Annotated in this window: 27 protein-coding genes and 1 riboswitch; of the genes, 10 read left to right on the forward strand and 17 right to left on the reverse strand. The window is 42.1% G+C overall.

Going from position 1 to position 24,048, the window contains the following annotated elements:
• Positions 1 to 267 precede the first annotated feature (267 nt).
• The gene (locus BLS16_RS18940; protein WP_092335221.1) at positions 268 to 1,143 is read right to left on the reverse strand and encodes a DUF3102 domain-containing protein; all 876 of its coding nucleotides are present in this window, start codon (positions 1,141 to 1,143) and stop codon (positions 268 to 270) included.
• 229 nt (positions 1,144 to 1,372) lie between these two features.
• On the opposite strand from BLS16_RS18940, the gene BLS16_RS18945 reads away from it, so the two are divergent.
• The 6 genes from BLS16_RS18945 (at position 1,373) to BLS16_RS18970 (ending at position 4,754) form a co-directional block, all read left to right on the forward strand.
• Positions 1,373 to 1,597: a DUF1659 domain-containing protein gene (locus BLS16_RS18945; RefSeq protein WP_092335222.1), complete on the forward strand. Its 225-nt coding sequence runs from the start codon at positions 1,373 to 1,375 to the stop codon at positions 1,595 to 1,597.
• Positions 1,598 to 1,633: 36 nt separating this feature from the next.
• Positions 1,634 to 1,873 carry a DUF2922 domain-containing protein gene (locus BLS16_RS18950; protein ID WP_092335223.1) on the forward strand — a complete coding sequence of 80 codons (240 nt, stop codon included), beginning with the start codon at positions 1,634 to 1,636 and terminating at the stop codon, positions 1,871 to 1,873.
• A 372-nt stretch (positions 1,874 to 2,245) separates the two neighbouring features.
• Complete coding sequence (locus BLS16_RS18955) at positions 2,246 to 3,214, forward strand: sulfite exporter TauE/SafE family protein (protein WP_092335224.1); 969 nt, start codon at positions 2,246 to 2,248, stop codon at positions 3,212 to 3,214.
• A gap of 95 nt (positions 3,215 to 3,309) precedes the next feature.
• Positions 3,310 to 3,531: a hypothetical protein gene (locus BLS16_RS18960; protein WP_092335225.1), complete on the forward strand. Its 222-nt coding sequence runs from the start codon at positions 3,310 to 3,312 to the stop codon at positions 3,529 to 3,531.
• Positions 3,532 to 3,936: a PadR family transcriptional regulator gene (locus BLS16_RS18965; RefSeq protein ID WP_242876372.1), complete on the forward strand. Its 405-nt coding sequence runs from the start codon at positions 3,532 to 3,534 to the stop codon at positions 3,934 to 3,936.
• Positions 3,933 to 4,754: an extracellular solute-binding protein gene (locus BLS16_RS18970; protein WP_092335226.1), complete on the forward strand. Its 822-nt coding sequence runs from the start codon at positions 3,933 to 3,935 to the stop codon at positions 4,752 to 4,754. The genes BLS16_RS18965 and BLS16_RS18970 overlap by 4 nt, the downstream gene beginning before the upstream one ends.
• A 306-nt stretch (positions 4,755 to 5,060) precedes the next feature.
• Here the strand turns inward: BLS16_RS18970 and BLS16_RS18975 are convergent, their stop codons facing one another.
• From BLS16_RS18975 to BLS16_RS19010, 8 genes are all read right to left on the reverse strand, one after another.
• Positions 5,061 to 5,393 (reverse strand): ArsR/SmtB family transcription factor, encoded by a 333-nt coding sequence (locus BLS16_RS18975; protein WP_092335227.1) that lies wholly within the window; start codon positions 5,391 to 5,393, stop codon positions 5,061 to 5,063.
• Between the two features lie 213 nt (positions 5,394 to 5,606).
• On the reverse strand, positions 5,607 to 5,846 hold the full coding sequence (locus tag BLS16_RS18980) for a thioredoxin family protein (protein WP_092335228.1): 240 nt from the start codon (positions 5,844 to 5,846) through the stop codon (positions 5,607 to 5,609).
• 160 nt (positions 5,847 to 6,006) lie between these two features.
• Positions 6,007 to 7,011, reverse strand: coding sequence for a permease (locus BLS16_RS18985; protein ID WP_092335229.1), 1,005 nt, complete (start codon positions 7,009 to 7,011; stop codon positions 6,007 to 6,009).
• Positions 7,012 to 7,231: 220 nt separating this feature from the next.
• Positions 7,232 to 8,317: an ACR3 family arsenite efflux transporter gene (gene arsB / locus BLS16_RS18990; protein ID WP_092335230.1), complete on the reverse strand. Its 1,086-nt coding sequence runs from the start codon at positions 8,315 to 8,317 to the stop codon at positions 7,232 to 7,234.
• Positions 8,318 to 8,327: 10 nt separating this feature from the next.
• Entirely contained in the window at positions 8,328 to 8,666 is a 339-nt protein-coding gene (locus tag BLS16_RS18995) for an ArsR/SmtB family transcription factor (RefSeq protein ID WP_092335231.1), read from the reverse strand.
• 319 nt (positions 8,667 to 8,985) lie between these two features.
• Complete coding sequence (locus tag BLS16_RS19000) at positions 8,986 to 9,777, reverse strand: arsenite methyltransferase (protein ID WP_092335232.1); 792 nt, start codon at positions 9,775 to 9,777, stop codon at positions 8,986 to 8,988.
• A gap of 87 nt (positions 9,778 to 9,864) precedes the next feature.
• Positions 9,865 to 10,422: an RNA polymerase sigma factor SigZ gene (gene sigZ / locus BLS16_RS19005; protein ID WP_092335233.1), complete on the reverse strand. Its 558-nt coding sequence runs from the start codon at positions 10,420 to 10,422 to the stop codon at positions 9,865 to 9,867.
• Between the two features lie 138 nt (positions 10,423 to 10,560).
• The gene (locus BLS16_RS19010; protein WP_092335234.1) at positions 10,561 to 11,121 is read right to left on the reverse strand and encodes a DNA-3-methyladenine glycosylase I; all 561 of its coding nucleotides are present in this window, start codon (positions 11,119 to 11,121) and stop codon (positions 10,561 to 10,563) included.
• Between the two features lie 216 nt (positions 11,122 to 11,337).
• On the opposite strand from BLS16_RS19010, the gene corA reads away from it, so the two are divergent.
• Positions 11,338 to 12,291, forward strand: coding sequence for a magnesium/cobalt transporter CorA (gene corA, locus BLS16_RS19015; RefSeq protein ID WP_092335235.1), 954 nt, complete (start codon positions 11,338 to 11,340; stop codon positions 12,289 to 12,291).
• A 127-nt stretch (positions 12,292 to 12,418) separates the two neighbouring features.
• Here the strand turns inward: corA and leuD are convergent, their stop codons facing one another.
• The 3 genes from leuD to dapA all read right to left on the reverse strand — a co-directional run bounded on the left by leuD (position 12,419) and on the right by dapA (position 15,298).
• Entirely contained in the window at positions 12,419 to 12,943 is a 525-nt protein-coding gene (leuD, locus tag BLS16_RS19020) for a 3-isopropylmalate dehydratase small subunit (protein ID WP_092335236.1), read from the reverse strand.
• Positions 12,944 to 12,959: 16 nt separating this feature from the next.
• Positions 12,960 to 14,246 (reverse strand): 3-isopropylmalate dehydratase large subunit, encoded by a 1,287-nt coding sequence (locus BLS16_RS19025; RefSeq protein ID WP_092335237.1) that lies wholly within the window; start codon positions 14,244 to 14,246, stop codon positions 12,960 to 12,962.
• Between the two features lie 176 nt (positions 14,247 to 14,422).
• Complete coding sequence (gene dapA / locus BLS16_RS19030) at positions 14,423 to 15,298, reverse strand: 4-hydroxy-tetrahydrodipicolinate synthase (RefSeq protein ID WP_092335238.1); 876 nt, start codon at positions 15,296 to 15,298, stop codon at positions 14,423 to 14,425.
• 242 nt (positions 15,299 to 15,540) lie between these two features.
• A riboswitch (Lysine riboswitch) is annotated at positions 15,541 to 15,717 on the reverse strand.
• A 344-nt stretch (positions 15,718 to 16,061) separates the two neighbouring features.
• Between dapA and BLS16_RS19035 the strand changes: the two genes are divergently transcribed.
• The gene (locus tag BLS16_RS19035) at positions 16,062 to 17,066 is read left to right on the forward strand and encodes a sulfurtransferase (RefSeq protein ID WP_092335239.1); all 1,005 of its coding nucleotides are present in this window, start codon (positions 16,062 to 16,064) and stop codon (positions 17,064 to 17,066) included.
• 222 nt (positions 17,067 to 17,288) lie between these two features.
• Here BLS16_RS19035 and BLS16_RS19040 read toward each other — a convergent pair whose 3' ends face one another.
• Positions 17,289 to 17,711, reverse strand: coding sequence for a hypothetical protein (locus BLS16_RS19040; RefSeq protein ID WP_092335240.1), 423 nt, complete (start codon positions 17,709 to 17,711; stop codon positions 17,289 to 17,291).
• Positions 17,712 to 17,861: 150 nt separating this feature from the next.
• Between BLS16_RS19040 and BLS16_RS19045 the strand changes: the two genes are divergently transcribed.
• The gene (locus BLS16_RS19045) at positions 17,862 to 18,659 is read left to right on the forward strand and encodes an SDR family NAD(P)-dependent oxidoreductase (RefSeq protein WP_092335241.1); all 798 of its coding nucleotides are present in this window, start codon (positions 17,862 to 17,864) and stop codon (positions 18,657 to 18,659) included.
• Between the two features lie 79 nt (positions 18,660 to 18,738).
• Positions 18,739 to 19,449, forward strand: coding sequence for a DNA/RNA nuclease SfsA (sfsA, locus tag BLS16_RS19050; RefSeq protein WP_427846387.1), 711 nt, complete (start codon positions 18,739 to 18,741; stop codon positions 19,447 to 19,449).
• A 42-nt stretch (positions 19,450 to 19,491) separates the two neighbouring features.
• On the opposite strand, the gene BLS16_RS19055 is transcribed toward sfsA, so the two are convergent.
• The 4 genes from BLS16_RS19055 to BLS16_RS19070 form a co-directional block, all read right to left on the reverse strand.
• Entirely contained in the window at positions 19,492 to 20,295 is an 804-nt protein-coding gene (locus BLS16_RS19055; RefSeq protein WP_092335243.1) for a MerR family transcriptional regulator, read from the reverse strand.
• Positions 20,296 to 20,479: 184 nt separating this feature from the next.
• Positions 20,480 to 21,418 (reverse strand): ABC transporter permease, encoded by a 939-nt coding sequence (locus BLS16_RS19060; protein WP_092335244.1) that lies wholly within the window; start codon positions 21,416 to 21,418, stop codon positions 20,480 to 20,482.
• 12 nt (positions 21,419 to 21,430) lie between these two features.
• A complete protein-coding gene (locus BLS16_RS19065; RefSeq protein ID WP_092335245.1) occupies positions 21,431 to 22,453 on the reverse strand; it encodes an ABC transporter permease in 1,023 nt (340 codons plus the stop codon).
• Complete coding sequence (locus BLS16_RS19070; protein ID WP_092335246.1) at positions 22,450 to 23,979, reverse strand: ABC transporter ATP-binding protein; 1,530 nt, start codon at positions 23,977 to 23,979, stop codon at positions 22,450 to 22,452. The genes BLS16_RS19065 and BLS16_RS19070 overlap by 4 nt, the downstream gene beginning before the upstream one ends.
• Between the last annotated feature and the right edge of the window lie 69 nt (positions 23,980 to 24,048).

Genomic DNA, 24,048 nt, shown 5'->3' on the forward strand with positions numbered 1-24,048 from the left:
TCGATTCTTTCGCAAACGGCTAGTGGCCTTAGAGAAAACAATTATTTGAAGTATTTGATTATGATTATCAGTATCATTAGCAAGTAAATATTACCACTTGCTTTTTATTCCTGTCAATATGTATTTTCCAAAGTTCTTGTAAAATAAAAAAATGTCTACTCGTTATGGAGTAAACATTGCGGATCAATATTCTTATCTTTTTGACCTGCGTTCACAAAAAATTTTCCCCCCTCGTTAGGCAATTTCAGTGTCGCCCTAGCAGAAATCTTAGGCCTGCTTATTCTCCGTATCCACATTCTCCTTCAACGACTTAATTAAGAAATCTGTCACATTCTTTTTGAACATGCGATGGGCCTCCGGTTCTTTGGCGGCGAGCTCTTTCATTTCCCACATTAGCTCCTGGAATGTTTTTTCCAGGTTTCCGTATAAAAAAGCCACTTTATTAGCCACTGCCTTGTTATATACATCAGTAAGCCGTTTGCTCATCTTTTCGACGGTCTTGTAAGAGGCCCTATCTTTAACTTTTTCCAACTCTGCCTGCCTCTTTCCGGTTTCCTGCTCCAGAGCTCGGTTGGACTCACTTAACTCTTCCGACTTGGTCATCAGGTTGTCGTAAGCCTCAGTCAGGTGGGTTATTTGGTTTGCCTGTTCATTCACAACTTTCCGGAGGCCTATGTTTTCCTGCCGGGCTTGATCCCGTTCTTCCCGGGCCAGTTTCCAATCATTGACCTTCTTCTGCAGCTCGCGAGTGGTTATGTTATCAATATCCAACTCGGCAATGAACTCACCTCGGACCTCTTCAGGGACTCCAAGGAGAATAAGAGCCTGGGTAAAATTCAAATTCGGCAAATCTTGTGCCTGGGTATCGGTGGCACGAGATTGAGCGTCGGAGGATTCGAGCTGTTTTGGCCCGTACTCCTCGAAAATGCGTATCATTCTTTCCGCCGTTTTCTGAGAATAGCTGACCGAATCCTCTAACCACTTGCTCCATTCCCCATATTGAAGCAACTCCCTGGCCTCCTTCAGGCGGCTCCCAATCTCGATGGTACTCTGCAGAAAGATTATCCCCACATACTGTTTGATCGTATTTATTTCAGCTGCGATGAGGAAGGGCGTGCGGGCAGTGATTAAATTGGACATCATAACTTCCTCCGTACTCTTACTTTATTTATAGAATATGTATCAGAACTTAAGAGTGTGCCAAGCTCACAACAGGCATGTCCAACAATTCGACAGCGCTGTCGAATTGTTGGACATGCCCTATAGTTTCTCATATTCCCTTTCTCTTGTAACATCGGTCAAGCAATCTCATAAGCTATACGGACAGGACAAGTTGCCTTAGCCTGTGAGTGTGTAGAAAGGAGGGGAAAGTATGGCCGTGGAAGCTTTGCCGTTAGATTCGGCGCTGGTTGTGAAATACCAGTACGAATTGACACCCGCCGGTGCCCCGGTGGTCAGACAGAAAGGTCTGAATGGCGTGAAACACGATGCTACAGAAGAGGATCTCTATGATGTGGCCGAAGCATTGTTCAGTTTGGTGGATTATCCGGTGCTGCAGGTGCTCATCAGGAAAAACTTTGAACTGAATAAAGAGTAACTATTCTCCAATATTTGAAAGAAAAGAGGTGATAGTATGGCAGTAACAAGCAATAAAGTGATTAGGTTGACGTTTACCACTGTCGGCGGCAAGAACTTTTCTATCACGCTCCCTAATCCGCGGGCAGGCCTGTCGAAGGCTGAAGCCGAAGCCGTAATGGATACGATTATAACCAAAAACATCTTCATTACGACAGGAGGCGAATTGGCTGAAAAACGGGATATTCGAGTGATTGATACCTCGACGAACGACCTTTACGATCCGCCCCAGGTTTAGGCGGAGTCACCTCTCAACGGCGGTCGGGTGGCCGCCATCTTATAACGGACTCCAAGAAGAATATTTTTTACGTAATATATAATATGCTAATATGATACTCTCAACATTTTCTGTGTCAATAGTTTGTGATTTGAAAACTTATGGCCCAAAGTCCTAGTGTCCGCTTTATGAGACGTGCCTGGAACTAACTTGAAAAAATTCATTCTCGAAAAGAAGGATATTATTGAGTGCTGTAGAATAGATATTCATTGAGACTATATGCACAGTGACAATAGTTGTGGTGCATATAGATCAAAAGAAATAGGTTAATCCAATTGCTTAATCATCCTCTAATGAATTAGTTTTCCATGATAATTGAAAGGAGGAAATACTATGCATTTTGCAGTATCCGGAGTCGATGTATTACCCTTTATTCCACCCTTGGTAGCCTTTCTGGTATCGTCATTAACAGCTTCTGCCGGGGTGTCCGGTGCTTTTCTTTTGCTCCCCTTCCAGGTGAGTGTTCTGAATTTTACCAGTCCGGCAGTAAGTCCTACCAACCTGATTTACAATATTGTAGCTATACCCGGCGGTCTCTATCGCTACATCAAAGAGGGGCGCATGGCCTGGCCCCTAACTTGGGCTGTGGTCATTGGCACTCTGCCGGGCGTTTTCGTTGGAGCCTGGGTGCGTATCCTCTACTTGCCTGACCCCAAAGTCTTTAAACTTTTTGTGGGCCTAGTGTTGTTGTACCTGGGCTACCGACTTTTATCGGAAGTGATGGGCTGGAATAAGAAGGTTAAAGAGCAAAATAAAATCATGCAGAACAAGTTTGCCGAACAAGTGGCTAAGCTGAAGGAAGAAAATTCCGGCCGAATGGCTTCTGGTCTGCCTGCTGGGGCAGTGGTTAAGACTAAGACTGTTTCCTGGAAGAAGATTGAGTATGAATTCTGGGGAGAAACCTATTCCTTTAGTGGAATATCCATTTTGAGCCTCTCTTTGGTAGTGGGTTTAATCGGCGGTATTTATGGCATTGGCGGCGGTGCCATTATTTCTCCCTTCTGTGTGGCTGTGCTGGGTCTGCCGGTTTATACTGTAGCGGGTGCAGCTTTGGCAGGTACCTTTATCACCTCCATTGCCGGGGTTGCCTACTATCACATTCTGGCTGCGAGTAGCGTTGCGGCCGGTGCGGCAGTGACTCCAGACTGGATGCTGGGCATACTCTTTGGTATCGGTGGTCTGCTGGGGACTTATGTGGGTGCTCGTATTCAGAAGTTTTTGCCCGATAGAATTATTAAGATTATCTTAACCGGTTTAATTCTGTTCCTGGCTTTCAGCTACATTGGACAATATTTCTTCTAAATTTATTTGATTTATACGCCATCCCAACCGCTGGGTAATCTAAGGAGAGTATTCTCTTATTTTAGGTATAAATAATTAACAGGGTGTGGTAGAGTATGGTCACCGGGGAAATAACTCTGGATATTGATGAAGAGAACAAAACAAGTCTGCAGCAAATCCTGGAACAGTTAGAAGGAATTCTCCAGTATCAGTTAAAGCACAGGGATGTTATTGTTTTCTATGACTCCCAAAGGATATCCTATGATCAGATTTTGGAAACTGCCCTGCAGGCTAATTACCACATTAGCAGGTTTTATGTAACGGAAGAAGAATGTTAGATGCAGAAGGAATTTCGAGGTGAGTCTGTGAAAGAAGAAGCGCAAAACCCCGCCTTTGCTTATATTGCCGGGCGCATAGATAAGATGCTGGTACCGGCTCTGCTTAATTTTTTGGCTCATAAGCCGGCTCATGGTTACGAGTTAATTCAAAAGATTAATGAATCAGGCTTCTCCGAAATCGAGGCGGATCCAGCCACCATTTACCGCAACCTTCGCAGGATGGAAGATGATGGTCTAGTCCTTTCTCAGTGGGAAACTGCCCACACCGGCCCCGCCCGACGATCCTACCAGTTAAGCCCCGAAGGTCACCAGGCGTTGGACTATTGTGTACAGTTAATTACTGAAAAAGTGATCAAAATGCAAGCTTTTTTAGAGCAGTACCAGCAGGAGGTGAAGGAAAAATGAGTCATCAGCAAAACTTAAAAATATTACACGCCGGGGCATTGCGCAAACCGGTGGCGGAATGTGCCAAGTTGCTGCAAGATGCTCGTCCGGAGCTAAAGGTTGAGCTGGAGTCCTATGGTTCCCGTGCCTGTGCCAGACAAGTGCGTGAGGGCAAGGTGGTGGATATCTTGGCTTTGGCAGACCCCCTGCTCTTTGCTGAGCTGCTTGGGCCTGAGTATATAGACAAATACTATATCTTTGCCAACGACCAAATTGTCTTGGCTTTCAACGAGTTTTCCAGGGGCAGTGGGGAAATCAATGCCCTGAACTGGTTTGATATCCTGCTTAGGGAAGAAGTCACCTATGGACGGTCTAACCAACATTTAGACCCCTGCGGTTATCGAACACTGATGGTCTGGCAGCTGTCGGAGCAATATTACGGCCGGCCGGGTCTCTTTAATCAGCTGGACCAGATGTGCAGGGGGGACTTGATTTATCCCAAATCCTATGATTTGGCCTCTGATGTGTTGGTAGGTAAACTAGACTATGGCTTTGAATACCTCTGTGTGGTGAATCAGTTTGGCCTGAGATATCTGACTCTTCCGGAAAAGATAAACCTCTCGAACCCGGCCTATGTGAACTATTACAGCCAGTCTACCGTGAGTTTGCAGGGAAAGAATTCCGGCGAGATGATCACTATTCCCGGTGCACCCATTGAATTTGCCATTGCTATCCCGAAAAATGCGGAAAATCCGGAACCGGCAAAAGATTTCCTGGACTTGATTTTAAGCAAGCAAGGTCAGCAAATTTTAGAGGAGTGTGGACTGATCCCTTACTAAATCTTTGAACCAGGACAACCCCGCTCTTATTAATAGATTATTTTTCCATGGGCAGACCCCGCAGCTGCACCCATGTAACAAAAAGCGGCTAATGACATGGCAGCGCCCTTCCAATTCATTTGGTTATAAATAAACTATGGATTATGTATAGAAGAAGAGAACCTGCATTTTGGTAAACCAAGCAGAACCAAGGCATAAAAAAAGAGCCCAGGTGTAGTGTAGCCTGAACTCTTATAACAGGGCCTATAATTTGCTTTCTAAAACACTAATAACTTAATTTTACGCTTCATGCATATTTCTACGCTTCTAGCGGTCGGTAAGGTGCCTCATCAAAGCTTCCCCTTCTTGAAATTGTTGGGCGAGAATCTTATGGACCTTCTCCAGAATAGCTAGTGCTTCAGGATATTTGATGCGGTACATAACTTTTAAGCCCACCTTAGTCGATGTTATAATTTGTTGTTTGCGCAAAATACTTAAGTGTTGGGATAAATTAGACTGTTCAACTCCCAAATCCTCAATTAGTTCGCAAACACACACTTCTTCGTCGTTTTTCGCAAGTCGTTCGAGGATACGTACTCGGGTAGGGTGCGCTAAAGCCTTAAAAAAATCACTCTTCATGGATACAATCTGCTCTTCCACAATAATCCCTCAAATCCATTTTTTGTTTTGCTCTGCCCATGAAGCAATTGTTTGATAATATTATAATGTATTTTATGACTTAAATACAATCGTCAAGGAAATCCAAAAACGGGCAATAGAAATAGAGTGGCACGCACATTGTCGAGCCACTCTATTTCTGTATAAATATGACATCACCGTAAGTCAGAAAAAAAGCCTGAGGCTAAACCAATTTCACTTATGATTTTCGAGAATTTTAGCTATTTCCTTCGGCTTTAAAACCTTACCAACAGAAACAACCTTTTCATCAATCACTAAGGCCGGGGTCGACATTACCCCATAGGCCATAACCTCCTTAAGGTCGTTGACTTTAATAATTTCCGCCGTTATGCCGGTCTCTTTTAATGTTTTCTCCGTATTTTCTTTTAGAGTCTCACAGTTTTTACATCCAGAACCCAAAATCTTTATAATCACGCTAATCCACTCCCTAACTTTGTTATTAGAATATCAACATAAGATTGAAAAGCTAATTAACCCCAAACCCCAATAAATACGCCATTATAAACTCTAAGAACTTTAACTACACCCCATCCATGACAGCCGTCAATAATTTTTCGGAAATGTTAAACTTAGACTACATTAATAAATAACCAAAGGCATTGAAAGAGTAGCCAATGATAAGAATTCCCAGAGTAACAATACCCGCAAAGATCGCTAAAAGTCTCAACTTGACAACTTTCTTTAACAAGATCATGGAGGGCAGTGAAAGTGCTGTTACAGCCATCATGAAGGATAAGGCAGTTCCAATGCCTACCCCTTTTAATACTAATGCTTCAGCGATGGGCAAGGTTCCGAAGATATCCGCGTACATTGGTATACCCACAAGGGTGGCTAACAAGACCGAATACCATTTATCCTGGCCCAGGACTGCTGAAATTATGTTTTCAGGAATCCAGTTGTGGATGGCAGCCCCTATTCCCACCCCGATGAGAATATAGAGCCATACTTTTTTAATAATGTCTAAGACCTGATCCCTGGCATATTCCATTCTTTCGCGAGTCGTCAGCTCTTCTTGATCCACCTCAAGTATCTTATTGCCAAAGACAAAGGATTCTACATACTTCTCAAGCTTCGCCTTACTAATGATTGTACCCCCAATCACTGCCAGGACAATCCCAACAACCACATAGGCTATGGCAATTTTCCAGTTAAAAATACTGGCCAGTAAAATAACCGAGGCTAAATCGACAAGAGGAGAAGATATTAAAAATGAAAAAGTCACCCCAATCGGCAGACCTGCACTGGTAAAGCCTATGAACAAGGGAATGGATGAGCAGGAACAAAAGGGGGTGACCGTTCCAAGTAAAGCGCCTAAAATATTGGCTGAAATCCCCTTGTATCTGCCTAATATCTTCCTGGTTCTCTCCGGTGGGAAAAAACTTTGGATATAGGAAATTGTAAAGATTAAGACTGAAAGTAAAATGAAGATTTTTATGACATCATAAATATAGAAATGGATGCTTCCACCTAAGCGTTCCTGGATGCTTAACCCAAAGACGTTTTCTACCAGGAGCTTAACTAAGTTACTAAGCCACTCCATTTTAAGCAATTGGTTATTTAACCATTCAAAAATAAACAAACGATCAACTCCCTAGATAATAATCTCAGCTTACAATACAACGGCCTTACAAGGGAAAATTCCAATATTCATGATTACCCCTCCAATTCTTTCTCTCTCCCCAAATTACATGAGGTGCCATAGCATCTCAACTTTATATCCCCTCTGCCATTTGTGACCGACAGGAGTTATGAACGCAAATATAGGCAACCTTTATTTTCTGAGTCATAGTTACTCCTTTCTATTGGCTGTATTTTGGCAGGCCATTTTCATCAAAATACTTGCGTTTGAAGAAGAGAGCTGAATTCACTAAAGCAATCATGACCGGCACTTCTACTAAAGGACCGATGACTGCCGTGAAAGCTACATCTGAAGCGATCCCGAAGACAGCTACGGCAACGGCTATGGCAAGTTCAAAATTATTGCTTGCGGCTGTAAAAGCCAGGGTTACCGTTTGGTCATATCTGAAACCGCCTTTTAAGGACATATAAAAGCTGACAAAGAACATAATGGCGAAGTAAATTAACATGGGTATGGCAATTCTAACCACATCTCCGGGATTATTAATAATCTGTTCTCCTTTGGTTATAAACATAATGACAATGGTATAAAGGAGTGCTAGCAAAGCTAGGGGAGAAATCTTGGGAATGAATACCTTCTCGTACCACTCTTTTGTTTTAATTCTTATCAGGCTGAAGCGGGTCAAAAAGCCTGCTGCAAAAGGAATCCCCAAATAAATCAGAACGCTCTTGGCTACTTCCCACATAGAAACATCAACAACCTGACCTCCCCAGGAAAGTCCCAGCCACTTAGGTATCAGAGTGACAAAGATATAAATATAGACCGTGTATAAAAGAATTTGGAAAATAGAATTCAACGCAACCAAAGCCGCACAATATTCATTATCCCCTTTGGCCAGGGAATTCCAAACGATAACCATAGCAATACACCGGGCAAGTCCTATGATAATAAGACCAATGGCAAATCCGGGTTTATCTCCCAGGAGCAATACAGCCAGGACAAACATCAAAATAGGTCCGATAATCCAGTTTTGGATCAGTGAGAAGGAAAATATCTTTTTATTTTCTGTAACTTTTCCGATCTCTTCATACTTCACCTTGGCCAGGGGTGGATACATCATGATAATCAGACCGATGGCTATCGGCCAGGATATTGTTCCGGTGCTGAATTCACTCAGTGACGTTGCTAAGTCAGGAAAGAAATACCCCCCCAAAACCCCGACTGCCATGGCAATAAATATCCAAAGGGTCAAAAATCTGTCTAAAAACGATAACCTGGCTTGTTTGACCTTTTCCACTTCAATCATCCTCCCAAATCTAATCACAGTTCACAGTCTTGCGCTTTAACCAATCCTTTAAGTTTTGCAGGTCATTCTGATATAGTTCCAGATTCCTCAAGTTGTCATAGACCAAGCTGTCTATAAACTTGATCCGTTCATCGATAGCCAAGGAATAGTAAACCCACTGGGCATGCTTGCGGTCTTTCACCAAATCGGCATTCTTTAGATAGATCAAATGCCTCGATGCTTTAGCTTGTGAGATCTGTAAGGTTTCCATGATATCGCAAACACAGAGTTCCTTTTCAAATAACAGGTTTAAAATCCTTAATCGGGTTTCGTCAGAAAGGGCCTTTAAGGCATCTAACAGTTTTTCCATTGAAATCACCTCTTGCTTAACCTTTTTTAATAATCTTATATTCGTTTAAGCGATTATATGAGTATTATACATTATGATCTCTGAAAAGAAAACTAGTATTTCGGAAATTTGCTTAAATATGGTGCGGGTCGTTTCGGCGGAGACAACAAGGCATAAAGAACAAGCTTCGCTTACTAGAAAAATTGGCTGGCGCACGAAGACACTGGATTAATATGATAAAAGAAGCCCTTTCAGGCTTCTTTTATCATATTAATCCTTACCTTTAACAGTATTTACCCGTTGAAGAACGTACATAGGAGGGTTTAATAATCTCACTCGCTTATTTTCTTGCCTCGATAATATAAGAAGCAACAAAATCTTCAATATTCTTATCGGGAGCCCAGGCCATTACAATCTCTCTGCTGTTATCCTTGGGAGTCAAGCGAATATCCTTAAAGCCGACATTCTGCAACATTGCTTTGATGTCTTCCACATATTCGGCACCGCCAATACAACTGGCAATCATCCCTAAGTCTTGTTTAATAGTTTGAGGTAATTGAGCTGTAGTAACAACATCGGACGTTGATAATCTTCCACCGGGCTTAAGAACTCTTAAAGCCTCTTTAAACACCTGTTCCTTATCCAGAGCAAGGTTGATAACACAATTCGAGAGGATAACATCCACTGAACTATCGGCTACAGGCAAATGTTCAATTTCCCCCAATCTGAACTCAACATTGGTATACCCACTCTTCTCAGCATTTTTCCTTGCCAGTTTAACCATATCCGGGGTCATATCAACCCCTATCACATATCCGGTTTCCCCTACCTGCCTTCTGGCAAGGAAGCAATCACCCCCCCCTCCGCTTCCCAGATCAAGAACTACTTCCCCCTCTTTTAAAGCTGCGATAGCGATTGGATTTCCGCATCCCAGACCCATATTAGCTTCAGGCGGCACACTTGAAAGATCCCCCGCGCTATACCCAATTCTAGCGGATATTTCACTGATATCTACCGGAGAACCACTACAGCTGCATCCGCCCCCGCAACAGCCTCCTTCAGCTCCTTTTCGGGCAACCTCTGCATAGTTTTTTCTAATAAAGTCTCTAATCTCTTCATTAGTGTCTGTCATAAATACCCTCCATCAGTTTTCATTAAATAGTCTTTACTAATAAAGACGCAGGCAAAGAAAAAAGGACGCAGCTTTACGTCCATTTCCTTAACAATATTTGCATTCACTACTTTTATGCTTATAGTCGATGATATTCCCTCTGCTGTCAATTTCCAACTGACAGCAGCCTAAGAGCATTTCTTTAAGCATTTTCCTTCCCCGCTGAACTCTGGATTTTGCCCCTGATAGAGAAATACCCAACTTCTCACTCAACTCATTCTGAGTCATGCTTTGAAATTCTGTCAGCAGAATAGCCTGCTTATAGGTCTCCGGTAAACTGTCTACCATAATTTTTAAGCAGGATGCTATTTCAGTATTCGCAGAAGTTTCTTCAGCGGTACTGCTTTCCAGATCTTCGCCAAGATCCGTGCTTTCCAACTTAAGGTTATTTCTCCTATAGTAGTCCTTAACAGTGTTATGGGCTATTCTGAATATCCAAGCATGAAGTCTATCCTCATTCATCACGCTGCCGATATTTTTATGGATTTTTAAAAAAATCTCCTGAAATATGTCCTCGGCATCCTGTTTATTGGCAACCCGTTTCTTGATAAACCTTTTGAGGGGTAGACTGAATTCCTCCCAAACACAGTTTATACAAGTACTCACTGTAAACCACCTCATTTTTTCATAGCAGGCGTTCCCATAGGAGATTATTTATAGATTACTTTATCTAGCATGCTGGCCAATTAAAATAGTAGGATTTTTACCATTTCGTTTAGCTAATATAAGAGCTTGATCAGAAGCTCATCTATTATTTGTATGGTGTGGGCATGATCTTATATGATCATCGACCATGCCGATTGCTTGCATAAATGAGTAGACAGTTACTGAACCCACGAATTTAAAACTTCTTCGTTTTAAATCTTTACTGATTTGTTCTGAAAGTGTAGTTTGCGCAGGAATCTGTCCATCAAATTCCCAATTATTGATTATCGGTTTAAAATCACTATAGCGCCATAAGAAATTCGAGAAACTTCCAAATTCTAATTGGATTTGGAGAACAGCTAAGGCATTGTTTCTAACGGATTTTAGCTTTAATTGATGTTTAATAACATTATATTGAGTTCTGATCTCCTCTAGTTCTTCGTCGCTTAGCTTGGAGCAATAGACAATATCAAAATTGCGGAAAGCTCTTCTGTATTCCTCTCTTTTAGAAAGTACGATATTCCAGGATAATCCTGATTGAGCACCTTCTAAGGTAAGCATTTCAAATAAATATGAATCATCATGACTTGGTCTGCACCACTCTTGGTCGTGATACAGCTGCATCATTGGATTTTTCCCAGGCCATAAACATGCACTCATGAAAGTTCCCCCCAGTTAATTCGTAAGTTGAAAGTTTTGCATAAAATAGTGCTGACCCAACTGTCTCGTACATATTATATCAAAATTCAATTTCAAGCTACAGGACAAACCTAAACATCTTTAGAAGCGATAAGGCAATTAATGCGAATTAATGAGTTATCTGTTAGAATTATCATGTTAATAAATATTATAACCAAGACAGGGGAATGAGTTAATTTGATTCGAACCTTTGGATTTAAGAAGGACTCGGAGCCTTATTTCAACTTCAGTCTAGATAGCTTAAATGATCATGACCTGCAATGGTATTGGATTGATTTTGATAACCCTAACGAGTCTGAAATAGAATTGTTACAAAAGCACTTTAAGTTTCATCCCTTGGCTATCGAGGATACCCTTTTTTCCTTGAACAAACCCAAACTAGACTACTATGAAGGGTACACCTTTTTCATTCTTAATGCTTTGAAAGACGATACTCTCGACCCCTCGGAGGTATCCTTATTTGTTGAGCAAAATTCTCTGATATCCTTCCATACGGATAGCTTGCCTGAGATTGATGCAGCTTGGGAACGAGTTACCGGAGATCGATCTCACTGGGAAAAAGGGTCTATTTTTGTAGCACACCAAATTTTTGATAAAATAGTTGATCATTTCTTTCCGGCTGTTTATAAGATTGAAGATAAATTAGATGCTTTGGATGCCAATCTAGATCGCAAGCTTATTCATAAACTGTTAGATGAGGTATTTCAAATAAGAGGGGATTTATTGAAATTAAGAAGAACCGTATCTTCAATGAGAGATTTGTTATATAGAATCTTAAATTCCGAACGACTCCCAGGCTTCAAAGAGCATAAAATATATTTTTCTGACATACATGACCATTTATTAAAACTCTCGGATATGATTGAGTCCAGCCGGGAAATAACTTCTGATCTCCGTGACAGTTATTTATCCATAAATTCAAATCGAATGAATACAAATATGATGGTATTGACGGTGATCACTACAATTTTTATTCCATTAACTTTTATAGCCGGAATTTATGGCATGAACTTTGATTATATGCCGGAGTTAACCTGGAAATATGGTTATTTCCTAGTTTTAGGAATAATGACTTGTATCGGCGTTTTAATGTTCTTGTGGTTCAAGAGCAAAGGATGGTTTGATAGTTGATAGACTAAGGGTTATCTTTACTTTTCCCGTATTCTGCAATTCTCACGTAAAATAAAAGCCCTGCATAACAAAATAGTTATACAGGGTTAAAGGCTCGACATTGTGCAATGACTAATTGACTTATGAATCAATAGTTTGAATCAGCGTAACCAACCCAGCCGCCTTCTTTGACAAGTGTCTTGTCAAACTCGCCGACTTGGAAATCAATTTCCTCTGATTGGTCTGATGAGGTGACAATAATCTTATTACGATCAATGTCAATTGTTATTGAAGTGTCTTTCCCCGCGCAGTTCTCAAAAAGATAGTCCAGCTTATCGGCCGGCAATTCAATTGCTAACATACCGCAATTATACATATTCTGTCTGAAGATCCGGGCAAAGCTCTCAGCTATCACCACATTGATTCCATTTACTTCCAAGGCCCAGGGAGCATGCTCTCTGGAAGACCCACAACCAAAATTGGCTCTTGTTACAAGCACAGTTTTGTTCTGAATATCTTCTTTATTGTTAAATCCAGGAAGTGTCAAATCCTCTAATAAATAAGGTTGCAAGGCCTCCTTGGTAATTTCGGTAAGATATTTGGCCGGAATGATTTCATCGGTATTGATATCACTTCTATCCAAGAATAAGACTTTTCCGCTAAATTCTTTCATCTTTCCCTCCGATATTTCAAGCTTTATACAATTGTGAGTTGGTTATTTTTCCTTCAATCGCTGAAGCTGCAGCAGTAGCAGGACTCATCAAATGAACTGTACCGCCCTTCCCCATTCTGCCATTAAAATTTCGGTTTGTTGTAGAAGCACAGGCTTCACCATTAGCAAGCACCCCATTACTCATGCCCAGACAAGCTCCGCAGGTTGGGTTTGTAACGCAAAAACCTGCGTCTTGAAAAATCTCAATTAGACCTTCTTTTAAAGCCAAGGAATAAATAGCCGGGGTTGCAGGGCTTACAATGGCCCGTACGTCATCGCTTATCTTCTTATCCTTAATGATACTAGCAGCAATTCTAAGATCTTCTATACGACCATTGGTACAACTTCCTATATACACCTGATCAATTTTTGTATCAGACATTTCCTTGACTGATTTTACTTGGTCTGGTTTGTATCCGAAAGTAACCATTGGTTCTAAGGTCGAGACATCATATTCATAGACTTTTTCATAAGACGCATCCGCATCGGAAGTCCATTTTGAGTATTCCAGCAAAGCGTCATCTTTTGTGTTAAATTCGTCTTTAATGAATTCCCACAGGTATTCAACAGTTGTCATATCCGGGTAGCATATGCCACAAGTGCCTCCGGCTTCAATAGCCATATTGCATAATGTCATACGTGATTCCATGGACATTCCCTCGATCACCGGTCCGGTAAATTCTATGACCATGTTTGTTGCCCCGTTTACCGTCAGTTCTTTGATAATAAAAAGGATCAGGTCTTTGGCATAAACCCCCGGCTTTAAGCTGCCATTAAGCACAAATTTAATGGTTTTTGGGAAATGGAAGGCACAGATACCCTTAAGTATCCCTACTTCAAGGTCAGTAGTCCCGACACCGGCAGCAAAAGCTCCAAAAGCTCCATGGGTACAGGTGTGTGAATCCCCCATGATAATTGTATAGCCCGGTCTTACGAATCCTTTTTCCGGGAATATTGCATGACAAACACCATTTCTCCCGATGTCAAAAAAGTCTTTGATACCATGTCTTTTCGCCCAATCCCGGAGAATCTTTCCCTGCTCAGCAGTTTTAGAATCTTTGGCAGGTGTGACATGGTCGATGACCGCCTTAATTTTTGTAGGATCAAAGACTCTGTCCATTCCCCTGGCCATAAGATCTGTGATGGCAATGGGTGTGGTAATTTCATGACAGAAAACTCTATCCAGTTTTAAGACATGGGTATCCGGAAACGGCATGTTTACCCTGTGTGCATCAAATATTTTCTCAGCGATTGTTTTCCCCATTTTATTCTCCTTATATTTTTATTAAAATTTAACCCAGAAAAAGCCCCAAGACCTATTTTCATCCTCTGATGATGCCGCCTTAGTAGCAGCATGGGGGTCTACCCTATTTTATAATAAAATCTTATTAGATTAAAGTATAATATTACAGTTTTGTCCGACAAGTAAAACTTGTCATTTTAACCTTTAATTCGGTGGTATAAATCATCCAGAAATGCTTTTTCAGTTTCGACAGCGTCGACCAAAGGAAGTCTTACTCCACCGGCATTAATCCCCTGATACTTCAACAGGTATTTAATCGGTACTGGGCTGGCGGTTACGAAAATCCCTTTAAACAGGGGAGTTAGCTTCAAATGCCATTGTAAAGCTGTTTGAGTATCCCCGGCAAACCAGGAGTCGATCATGTTTCTCATTTCGTCACCAACCACGTGTCCGGCCACACTGACGATACCAGTAGAGCCCAAAGCCAGCATAGGCAAAGTTAGGGAGTCATCCCCGCTATAGATAGCAAAATTCTCAGGCAGAATGCGCTTTAGTTCGCTGAGCTGATCCATCATTCCGCTGGATTCCTTAAGCGCTGTTATATTGGGAATTTCGCTGAGTCTGAGCACGGTTTCAGGGAGCATATTCACCGAACATCTGCCCGGGATATTATAAAGCATTAAGGGAAGCGGAGTCGCAGCGGCTATGTTTCGGAAATGCTGATATAAGCCCTCTTGAGAAGGTTTGTTGTAATAGGGTACCACCGCCATCAGCCCGTCTACTCCAATTGCGGCTGCCTTTTTGGCTAATGCAATACTTCCTTCTGTGGTGTTTGAGCCGATTCCGGCAATAACGACAGCCCGCGAGCCTACGGCTTCTTTAACGACTTTAAATAATTCAAGCTTTTCTTCAGAGGAAATTGTCGGGGATTCCCCGGTTGTCCCCGCGACGACAATCCCATCATTACCATGCTCAACTAAATGTAAAGCTAAACGCCCCGCTTCTTTATAATCAATTTCTAGTCCCTCGTTCATAGGTGTAACCATTGCTGTTAGAATTCTTCCAAATGACATATTCCCACTCCTTACCTCTTATTACTCTTATTTTGTTTAACGAATTATTTGATCTAACATCAGTTTAGTTTTTATCAGTTTCAGCAGGGATAAGCTCTATAATATGCACAACCAACCCACCAACTAACCTACGCTTGCCATGATAACCCCAGACAATTTTTCCTTCAGAACATGAAAAACAAGGCGCAGATTGAGCTGACGCCTTGTTATAAACAAAATTAATAAAAATTAAATAATGCACACAAAACGATAGCACTTCACCGCAATACGGTGACAGTTCAAGGACTCTTAATCCGGGAACCAGGCATGGAATTAAAGAGAAAATCCACCCTTCGGAGCCATCCCCTTTCGCTAAGGATCATAGGTATCTCTCCAACCTCATCTTAGCTACTCTTGTTTGACCCGCCTCTATCTTCAGGTATTCAACTAGTTAGATTATAGCGAAAATCACCCCTGAGTGCAATGGCTTATTTGTTAATTTTCCCAATATATCCCATAGATTAACGCCATGTTGTCGGACTCATAAGCATTTGCAAATCTATCACATAAATATATGGTGATATTATATTTACATAACCAGATATCGATGATAACATTTAGCTTGGTTATATTCATTTCTTGAACTATAGATGTATAGTTCTAAGAATATGGGGGTGAAAATTGATATTCTCTCCGATAATCTGCAGTTATTATTTTATCGAGAGAGCCGCTAATTTGTACCATATAAAGGCTCAAGCTAAAAATTTGTGAGGAGAAAACATTAATGAAAAAGAAATTACTTATCGTCCTTATTTGTATTGCGATGGTAGCAACATTTGCAACTGGCTGTAGTTCCACCGCTACACCGGAAAAGCCTGCGGCAGAAACTCCGACGGTTAAGGCAGTCGAAAAGACAAAGGTATTTGTATCCGCAGATTGGGTAAAAAGTGTCATTGACGGTGAACAACCGGAGTCCAAAGACTATGTAATTATTGAGGCCGCTTGGGGCCAGGTTAGCGAGGATAAAGCCTACACAGAAGCACATATTCCGGGAGCGATCCATCTAAATACAGATGAAATCGAAGAAGAAAAGAAATGGGATATCAGAACAGGCGCGGAAATTACCCAGGTAATGAAAAATTATGGTATAACGAAAGATACTAATGTAATCGTTTATGGTGCAGACTCAGGTGCAGCGAGAGTCGCATTCGTATGTATCTGGGCTGGTGTTGAAAATGTAAAAGTCCTCGATGGTGGATTGAACACTTGGAAAAAAGCTGGGTATCCAACTAAGGACGGTATAGAAACTGCACAAGCAACTGCAAAAGAATTCGGGGTTACTATACCTGCCCATCCGGACTATGTTTTAGCGACTGACGAAGTTAAAGATAAGCTGGCAAAAGACAAGAACTTTAGATTAGTAAGTATTCGGAGTTTAGATGAATTTACGGGTAAGAAAAGCGGCTATAGTTACATTAAAAGAGCTGGCGAACCTAAAGGAGCAGTTTGGGGACATGATGAAACTGACTACCTCAATGAAGACGGAACATTCATTAACTTTGATAAGGCGGTAGCCATGTGGGCTGAACAAGGTATAACAAAAGATAATGAAATTGCCTTTTACTGTGGAACCGGTTGGAGAGCAACTATTCCCTGGCTAATGGCCTATGAAAATGGTTGGAAAAACATTAAATTGTATGATGATGGCTGGTTCGTGTGGCAGATGGACGAAAAGAATCCGGTACAGACTATCACTCCCGAAGAAGCGGCAGCTAATTATAAAAAATAATTAATAAGCAAAGAGAGTCTGATAGCAAAAGCTGTCGACTCTCTTTGCTTATTAGTTCAATTAACCTCCGGGCCTTGATCAGTTACGAGACTCCTACTTCTTAAATTGGTGTTCACTGTTTTACTTCCGTGGGGGTAGCGTCCCCCACCGAAGTCTAGATGTTCTGCTTTAGCAGACGAGTACACTCTAGATTTCTTGATCTAAAAAGGACTAAGAAAATTATTAAGCTAAATTTCTTAAATATACTATAATCTTAATGTTTTGAATCAAGGTGACGATTGCCAATATGAAGCTGATAAAGTAATAGGAGCGATAGTCTTCTGTTGAGAAGCCGATAGTAAAAATGGTGGATACCAGTGTAATAATAATTTGGAAAACGACCATAGAGACAGCCTCTTTGCCTAACCCAGAACCTTTTTTTATCATTTTAAACACAATAAGAATAATAATCGTAGATATAACTAAGATGCTGACCGCAATATGTAGAATTTCATCAATGGGGTACAAATCCTTCCAGGTGTTGTTTATATAAACAACGAATCGCATCACTCCCATCTTTTTTACTGAGTATGTTTGAATTAGATAGGCTATTATAATGAATAGAATTTGAAGGATTGTTGCTAATCTAAATAGGATTTTTTTCAAAATGACTATACCTCCTTAACGTTATCATGACCAATTTTGATGAACAAAGGCGGCAGCCTTTTCCTGCTGCTAGGCACCAGCCTAGTTTTCTTGATAGTATTTATTTAAAAATTTCGGTATTATACTCATAGCACATTTAGGAGGAATAAGATGACTAACACCAATAGTTCAAATTCCAATACTGACTTATCGGGAATCAATATCGTTGTCACCGGTGCCTCAAGCGGTATTGGACTTGCAATGGCAGAAGGGCTTCTTCGTGCAGGGGCTAGGGTTGCCTTAGCTTCAAGACCGGGCGTAAAACTGGATAATCAAGTCAAACGACTTAAATCATCCGGTTTGGATGTATACGGATTACCTATAGATGTTCGCTCGGAAACATCTATAGCGGATTCAGTGGAATGGGTACAAAGAACCTGGGGAAAGCTTGATGTTTTAGTCAATAATGCCGGAATTGGGATGGGTACAGTAAATAAGCGCTTCTTGATCGAACCCCTGCCCTTTTTTCAAGTTACCCCTGAGGGGTTCCGAAATTTAATTGACACAAATCTTACGGGTTATTTTCTTGTGGCCCGAGGGTTTACCCCTCTGATGATCCGCCAGGGACATGGGAAAATTATCAACATTACGATGAATCAGGAAACCATGAGGCGTACAGGCTTTATCCCCTACGGCCCTGCCGGTTCCGGTGCAGAGTCACTGTCATACATTATGGCCGAGGATCTTCGCCCATATGGAATAACCATTAATATGCTGCTTCCTGGCGGAGCAACGGATACGGGGATGATTCCCGAAGATCTTAGGGGGCAAATAAAATCCCCACTCCTACGCCCAAGAGTTATGGTAGAACCCATTGTTTTCCTGGCTTCCAGCAAGTCTGATGGCCTAACAGCTGAAAGAATAAATGCCCTTGAATTTTCTAAGTGGCTTTCTAAGTATGATAATTGATTAACTATCCCTCCTTAATATTAAACTATATAATGGGCGGCAATCTTGTCATGAAATTTATTATCCAAGGCTAGGGCTTATGATAAAAGGAGTGCAAACATTGAAGTATTCATCTGTTAAAGTGGCAAGATTTATAAGACGGCCTAATAGATTTATTGCTCACGTTATCGTAGACAATAATGAAGAAATTGTTCATGTTAAAAATACCGGGCGATGCAGAGAGATACTCCAAGAAGGAACTATGGTAATTCTGGAAGAAGCAAAAAATACAGAGCGCAAGACGAAGTACTCCCTTATAGCCAGCTATAAGGGAGATGTTCTGATCAATATCGATTCACAAGTCCCCAATCTGGTGGTGTTTGATGGTATCAAGGAGGGGAAAATTAAGGAATTACATAATGTAACAAAACTATCCAAAGAGGTTGTTTACGGTAATTCTAGATTTGATCTATACTTTGAAACCAAAGATCAAAGTGGATTTATAGAAGTAAAAGGTGTAACCCTTGAAACTGAGGGGATTGCCATGTTCCCGGATGCTCCTACTCAGAGAGGTTGTAAGCATATTTATGAAATGATCAAAGCTGTTCAAGAAGGGTATGGGGGATTCATCTTCTTTCTCATTCAAATGACGGGCGTAAACTATTTTACCCCCTTTGAGATAAGGGATCCGGAATTCACAAAAGCCTTAAGGCTTGCCAGTGAAAAAGGAGTGACTATCCTGGCTTATGATTCGATAGTTTCTGAAGACGGGATAACCATAGGAACTCCGGTAGAAGTTCGTCTTTGCTAGACAGGGCTTCCATAAGAAACAAAATCTAAGATGACCTGATTTTCAAAGCCACAATAACTGTTCCCGATGTTCCTCACTTTCGATAATCGGGATTTGCACTTCCGTAATATAGTTTCTGTTGTCCCGTTCCACAAATTGATCAATGATATTAAAGTTTATGGTTATATCAGCAAGATCTAAATCTCCACCCGCATCACGAATGCGCTGGGCACTTGAGTAGATGTGTTCATAAGCACCCTGATGATACCCGCAGAGGTAACGCCCGGCAGGTATTACTGGAAAGCGCAGAGAATCAGTCGTTTCTTTCTGTAGGATTGTGTTTTCTCCATCGTCAAAGAGATAGGCACCAAAATATTTGGAATCGTTTTTGTAAAACACCACCGTTGGATTGAGATAGAACCAATCATCCCCATAGAGCAGCTCTTCTCCGCCAATTGGAAAATAAAACCTCTCCGGGAATTCCTTAATTGAAACACACTCAATGTCAACATTGGGCAATTCCTGCTCGATGAAATGAATCTTCTGCTGAATCGCCCTGTCGGTATTAAGGAGGTTTTCTGCTTTTTTTCTGATGATACTAGACTGCTTTTTTAGCTGCTCCAAGTTAGAATCGATATCACGGGATTCTAAATAAGAAGCCTGAATTTCCTTGAGGGAATAACCCAGGCGCCGGAGATAACGTATGGTGGCCAGCTTATAGATCTGGTCGAACCGATATTTGCGATAGCCGTTGGTCGGATTCCGCTCAATGGGGACAAGCAGGCCAATTGAATCATAATAGATGAGGGTTTGCACATTCAAATGAAATAATGCACTTATCTCGCCAATGCTAAGAGTCTCTTTCATATAGTCTTTTCCTTTCCTGTGATAAGGTCATTATATCTATCAATTGCCTAGCAGACAATCCCGTTGTTTGCCGACCGGGTCAGGAGCAGAAATAAAATTTATACTACCTACTCTTTGCGATCTGAAAGAAAAATTGAATAAATCCTATAAACTATGACTAGTGCAGATTTCTACAAAATAGTCGCTACCGTTTATTGCGCTCGAAGGGGATGCCCAATGCAGAAGGGTCAATACTTTTACCAATCGATAAGAAGAGTACGATAACGGCAACCAGATATGGGAACATGGTGAATACCTGAGTCGGAATCGGGAAACCCAAGGTTTGGAGGTTGTACTGCAGTGCCTGGGAAAATCCGATCACCATAGCTGCCGCAAAAATCCCGATGGGATTACGCCGTCCCAGGATCACGGCCACCAAAGCAATATACCCTCTTCCTGAGGTAACATTCTCCATGAAGAAACCCAACTGTCCCAGGGTTATACTTGCTCCCCCTAACCCGCCTAACACACCGTTTATAAAACAAGCAAAGTAACGAATTGCAAAGACATTCAGACCTGCTGAGTTGGCCGCCTGGGGATATTCCCCAACAGCCTGCAGATTGATGCCCCACTCCGTCTTATAAAAGAAAATCGCCGTTAGGATAATGCCAATTAGGGCTAGATAGACAAATATGTTTTGATTAAAGAGAGCCGGGCCTATGATCGGGATACTCGACAGCAAAGGGATTTTTAGGTCACCAAACATATTGCAAGCTGGAATGGTCGTTGTTTGACCAAAGACAATTAAGAACAAGAAGCTTGTCAGCCCCATCACCATAAAGTTAAGTGCCAGACCCGCAATGGTCTGGTTTGCTTTACAATGGATACTCAATACAGCGTGGATCATGCTGACTAAGATGCCGCCCAGGATACCTGTTAATAAACCTAAGTAAAGATTACCTGTGAAAAAAGCAACGATGAAGCTGAAAAACGCTCCGGAAAGCATAATTGCCTCAACGCCGATATTCAGGATCCCGGCTTTCTCAGAAACAGCCTCTCCCAATCCCGCTAGGATGAGCGGGGTTGCCATCCTTACAGAGGCTACTAAATACATGGTAATCAGCGCAATAAATCCAGAATCCATTGTTTGATCCTCCTATTCGTCGGTTAAAAGTCGGCGGAATAAACTTTTACGGGCCAGAATTAATAAAACGACAACCCCCATGATAATGGATGAAATAGAGGTCGGCACCCCAGCCATACGCTGCATTCCTAACGATCCAACTTGAAGCGCCGCGATTCCCAAGGCGGAGATGACCACGCCTACGGGATGATTTTTCCCCAACAACGCAACGATTATGGCGATATACCCATAGCCTGGGGAGATACCTTCAAGCAGCTTGTGATGCAGTCCGGATACCTCGCACACACCTGCAATTCCGGCAAGCCCGCCGCTTATTAGGGAGGAAAGGATGATGTTTTTATACACGGAGATACCGGCGCATTTACTGGCCCTGGGATTTAGACCCACCGCCCGCATTTCATAGCCGGTAGGAGTTTTCCAAACCAGAAGCCAGACGAGGACAACAGAGATCAGGGCTACCAAGATTCCTGCGTGCAGCCGTGTAGTGCTTATAAGGGTTGGCAGTGTGGCGCCGTCGGGCAGAAAAGCCGACATAGGCAAGGAACTGGCAGGATCCTTGAGCAAAGTACGCACTAAAATTCCTACGATACTTAGAGCGATATAATTAAACATGAGGGTAGTAATTACCTCTGAGATCCCAAAACGAGCCTTTAAGAATCCCGGAATTACAGACCAAATGCCCCCAAAAACAAAGCCGCCCAGAATCACCAGAGGAATCATAACCATTGCCGGCAGATCATTCAGCCAGAAAGCAATAAAGGTAACGGCAATAGCCCCCATATAAAGCTGCCCTTCAGCACCGATGTTTATAAACCCACTTCGAGAACCTACTGCCACCCCCAATCCTGTCAGGATCAACGGAGTTGCTTTGACCATAACCTCGGAAACTGAATAGAAGGAACCGAAAATTCCGGATAAAAAGCTGGAGAATGCTTGGGTAACGCTGCTGCCAACCAAGAGAATGAGCAAAATCGAGATTGATAACGTCAGGAAAGCAATACCGAGATAAGACAGAAGTTTGCCAAACTGTTTCATAGTGATTCCTTCCTTGCTTCAGACGTTTTGCCAGCCATCAAAAGACCGATCTGGGACAAATTCAGTTCTGGGGTATTAGGGAAAATCCCCATGAAACACCCTTTATAAAGCACGGCGATCCTATCGCTTAGTAAGAGGACTTCTTCTAAGTCGGCAGAGATGAGGAGAATACTACACCCATTCGATCGGTGTTGGAGGAGCTGCTGTTGGACAAACTCCGTTGCCCCAATATCCAGCCCCCGGGTGGGCTGATGCGCTATGATAGCTTTGGGGTTACCTGCCATTTCCCGGGCAAGGATCAGCTTTTGCTGGTTTCCGCCGGAAAGGTAGCGCAGAGGGGTATTCAACCCCGGGGTTTTAATGGCATAGTCTTCAACTGCTTTTTGGGTCTCAGCCCGCACTAAGCGGGTATTGATCAGTCCATGCTTAATAAAGCGACGGTCGGTATGGGTTTTTAAGAGGATATTGTCCGTTAGGCTCATGTCCATCACTAAACCGTCTTGATGACGGTCATCTGAAATATAGCCAATTCCAAGCTTCTTACGTTCAAGTACGCTCATGGAGCTCATATCTACGCCATCCATCCTGATCTTCCCACTGCTTTGTTTACGGATGCCCAGAATTACCTCAACCAGCTCCTTTTGCCCGTTGCCATCAACCCCTGCCACGCCGACGATTTCCCCCGGCGCAATCTGCAAGGAAAGGGAATTTAGCCGCTCTCTACCCTTTTCTTTCAGTGAAACCTCTTCAAGGGAAATTCCCTCACTGCCGGTATCGGACACGACCGCCTCACGCTGAATAATCTGAAGTTGACGCCCAATCATATACCGGGATAACTCTTGCTCGCTAATGTCACTGGTTTTCGCTGTCACCACATTATACCCATCTCGTAGAACCGTGACCCGGTCGCTAATGCTCATAATCTCAGGGATACGGTGAGTAATGATGATCACCGAATGGCCGTCCGCCCGCAGTTTACGCAGCACTTCAAAAAAGTATTCTGTCTCCTGCGGAGTCAGCATTGCAGTGGGTTCGTCTAAGATAAGCAGTTCCGCATCTCTATAGAGAAGTTTAATAATCTCAACTCTTTGCTGTTCGCCCACAGATAGGTTAGAGATGTAAGCATTAACATCAATCTGAAGTCCATATTTTTGGGCAACTTCCGTAATCGTTGCATTAAGTGCTTTGCGGTCAGTAAAGGGATATCCTTTCTCTTTGAGCCCCAGGGTTATGTTCTGAGACACAGTTAATGTAGGAACCAACATGAAGTGCTGGTGAACCATACCAATCTGAAAAGCAATGGCATCTCTGGGTGATGTAAAGGAAACCTTTTGCCCTTTCCAGAAAATATCACCGGAATCTCTAGAATAGATACCGTACAAAATATTCATCAAGGTGGTTTTCCCTGCTCCATTTTCCCCCAAGAGGGCATGGATTTCTCCCGGTTCCAGATCAAAACAGACCTGGCTATTGGCCATTTTTCCAAAAAAGGATTTGCTAATGTTCTTCATGGAAAGCAAAGCCATAGATTACTCCTCCCCTAAAAAAGAAGAAGATGTCCCTGGACAGTCGCAACTTGATCCATCGAGACATCT

The sequence above is a fragment of the Desulfosporosinus hippei DSM 8344 genome (assembly GCF_900100785.1).
Lineage (GTDB): Bacteria > Bacillota > Desulfitobacteriia > Desulfitobacteriales > Desulfitobacteriaceae > Desulfosporosinus > Desulfosporosinus hippei.

Excerpts from the sequence above, each read along its gene's own strand:
- BLS16_RS18940 (WP_092335221.1), bottom strand. The coding sequence starts at position 1,143 with ATGATGTCCAATTTAATCACTGCCCGCACGCCCTTCCTCATCGCAGCT.
- BLS16_RS18945 (WP_092335222.1), top strand. The coding sequence starts at position 1,373 with ATGGCCGTGGAAGCTTTGCCGTTAGATTCGGCGCTGGTTGTGAAATAC.
- BLS16_RS18950 (WP_092335223.1), top strand. The coding sequence starts at position 1,634 with ATGGCAGTAACAAGCAATAAAGTGATTAGGTTGACGTTTACCACTGTC.
- BLS16_RS18955 (WP_092335224.1), top strand. The coding sequence starts at position 2,246 with ATGCATTTTGCAGTATCCGGAGTCGATGTATTACCCTTTATTCCACCC.
- BLS16_RS18960 (WP_092335225.1), top strand. The coding sequence starts at position 3,310 with ATGGTCACCGGGGAAATAACTCTGGATATTGATGAAGAGAACAAAACA.
- BLS16_RS18965 (WP_242876372.1), top strand. The coding sequence starts at position 3,532 with ATGCAGAAGGAATTTCGAGGTGAGTCTGTGAAAGAAGAAGCGCAAAAC.
- BLS16_RS18970 (WP_092335226.1), top strand. The coding sequence starts at position 3,933 with ATGAGTCATCAGCAAAACTTAAAAATATTACACGCCGGGGCATTGCGC.
- arsB (WP_092335230.1), bottom strand. The coding sequence starts at position 8,317 with ATGATTGAAGTGGAAAAGGTCAAACAAGCCAGGTTATCGTTTTTAGAC.
- BLS16_RS18995 (WP_092335231.1), bottom strand. The coding sequence starts at position 8,666 with ATGGAAAAACTGTTAGATGCCTTAAAGGCCCTTTCTGACGAAACCCGA.
- BLS16_RS19000 (WP_092335232.1), bottom strand. The coding sequence starts at position 9,777 with ATGACAGACACTAATGAAGAGATTAGAGACTTTATTAGAAAAAACTAT.
- BLS16_RS19010 (WP_092335234.1), bottom strand. The coding sequence starts at position 11,121 with ATGAGTGCATGTTTATGGCCTGGGAAAAATCCAATGATGCAGCTGTAT.
- leuD (WP_092335236.1), bottom strand. The coding sequence starts at position 12,943 with ATGAAAGAATTTAGCGGAAAAGTCTTATTCTTGGATAGAAGTGATATC.
- BLS16_RS19025 (WP_092335237.1), bottom strand. The coding sequence starts at position 14,246 with ATGGGGAAAACAATCGCTGAGAAAATATTTGATGCACACAGGGTAAAC.
- dapA (WP_092335238.1), bottom strand. The coding sequence starts at position 15,298 with ATGTCATTTGGAAGAATTCTAACAGCAATGGTTACACCTATGAACGAG.
- BLS16_RS19035 (WP_092335239.1), top strand. The coding sequence starts at position 16,062 with ATGAAAAAGAAATTACTTATCGTCCTTATTTGTATTGCGATGGTAGCA.
- BLS16_RS19045 (WP_092335241.1), top strand. The coding sequence starts at position 17,862 with ATGACTAACACCAATAGTTCAAATTCCAATACTGACTTATCGGGAATC.
- sfsA (WP_427846387.1), top strand. The coding sequence starts at position 18,739 with ATGATAAAAGGAGTGCAAACATTGAAGTATTCATCTGTTAAAGTGGCA.
- BLS16_RS19055 (WP_092335243.1), bottom strand. The coding sequence starts at position 20,295 with ATGAAAGAGACTCTTAGCATTGGCGAGATAAGTGCATTATTTCATTTG.
- BLS16_RS19060 (WP_092335244.1), bottom strand. The coding sequence starts at position 21,418 with ATGGATTCTGGATTTATTGCGCTGATTACCATGTATTTAGTAGCCTCT.
- BLS16_RS19065 (WP_092335245.1), bottom strand. The coding sequence starts at position 22,453 with ATGAAACAGTTTGGCAAACTTCTGTCTTATCTCGGTATTGCTTTCCTG.
- BLS16_RS19070 (WP_092335246.1), bottom strand. The coding sequence starts at position 23,979 with ATGGCTTTGCTTTCCATGAAGAACATTAGCAAATCCTTTTTTGGAAAA.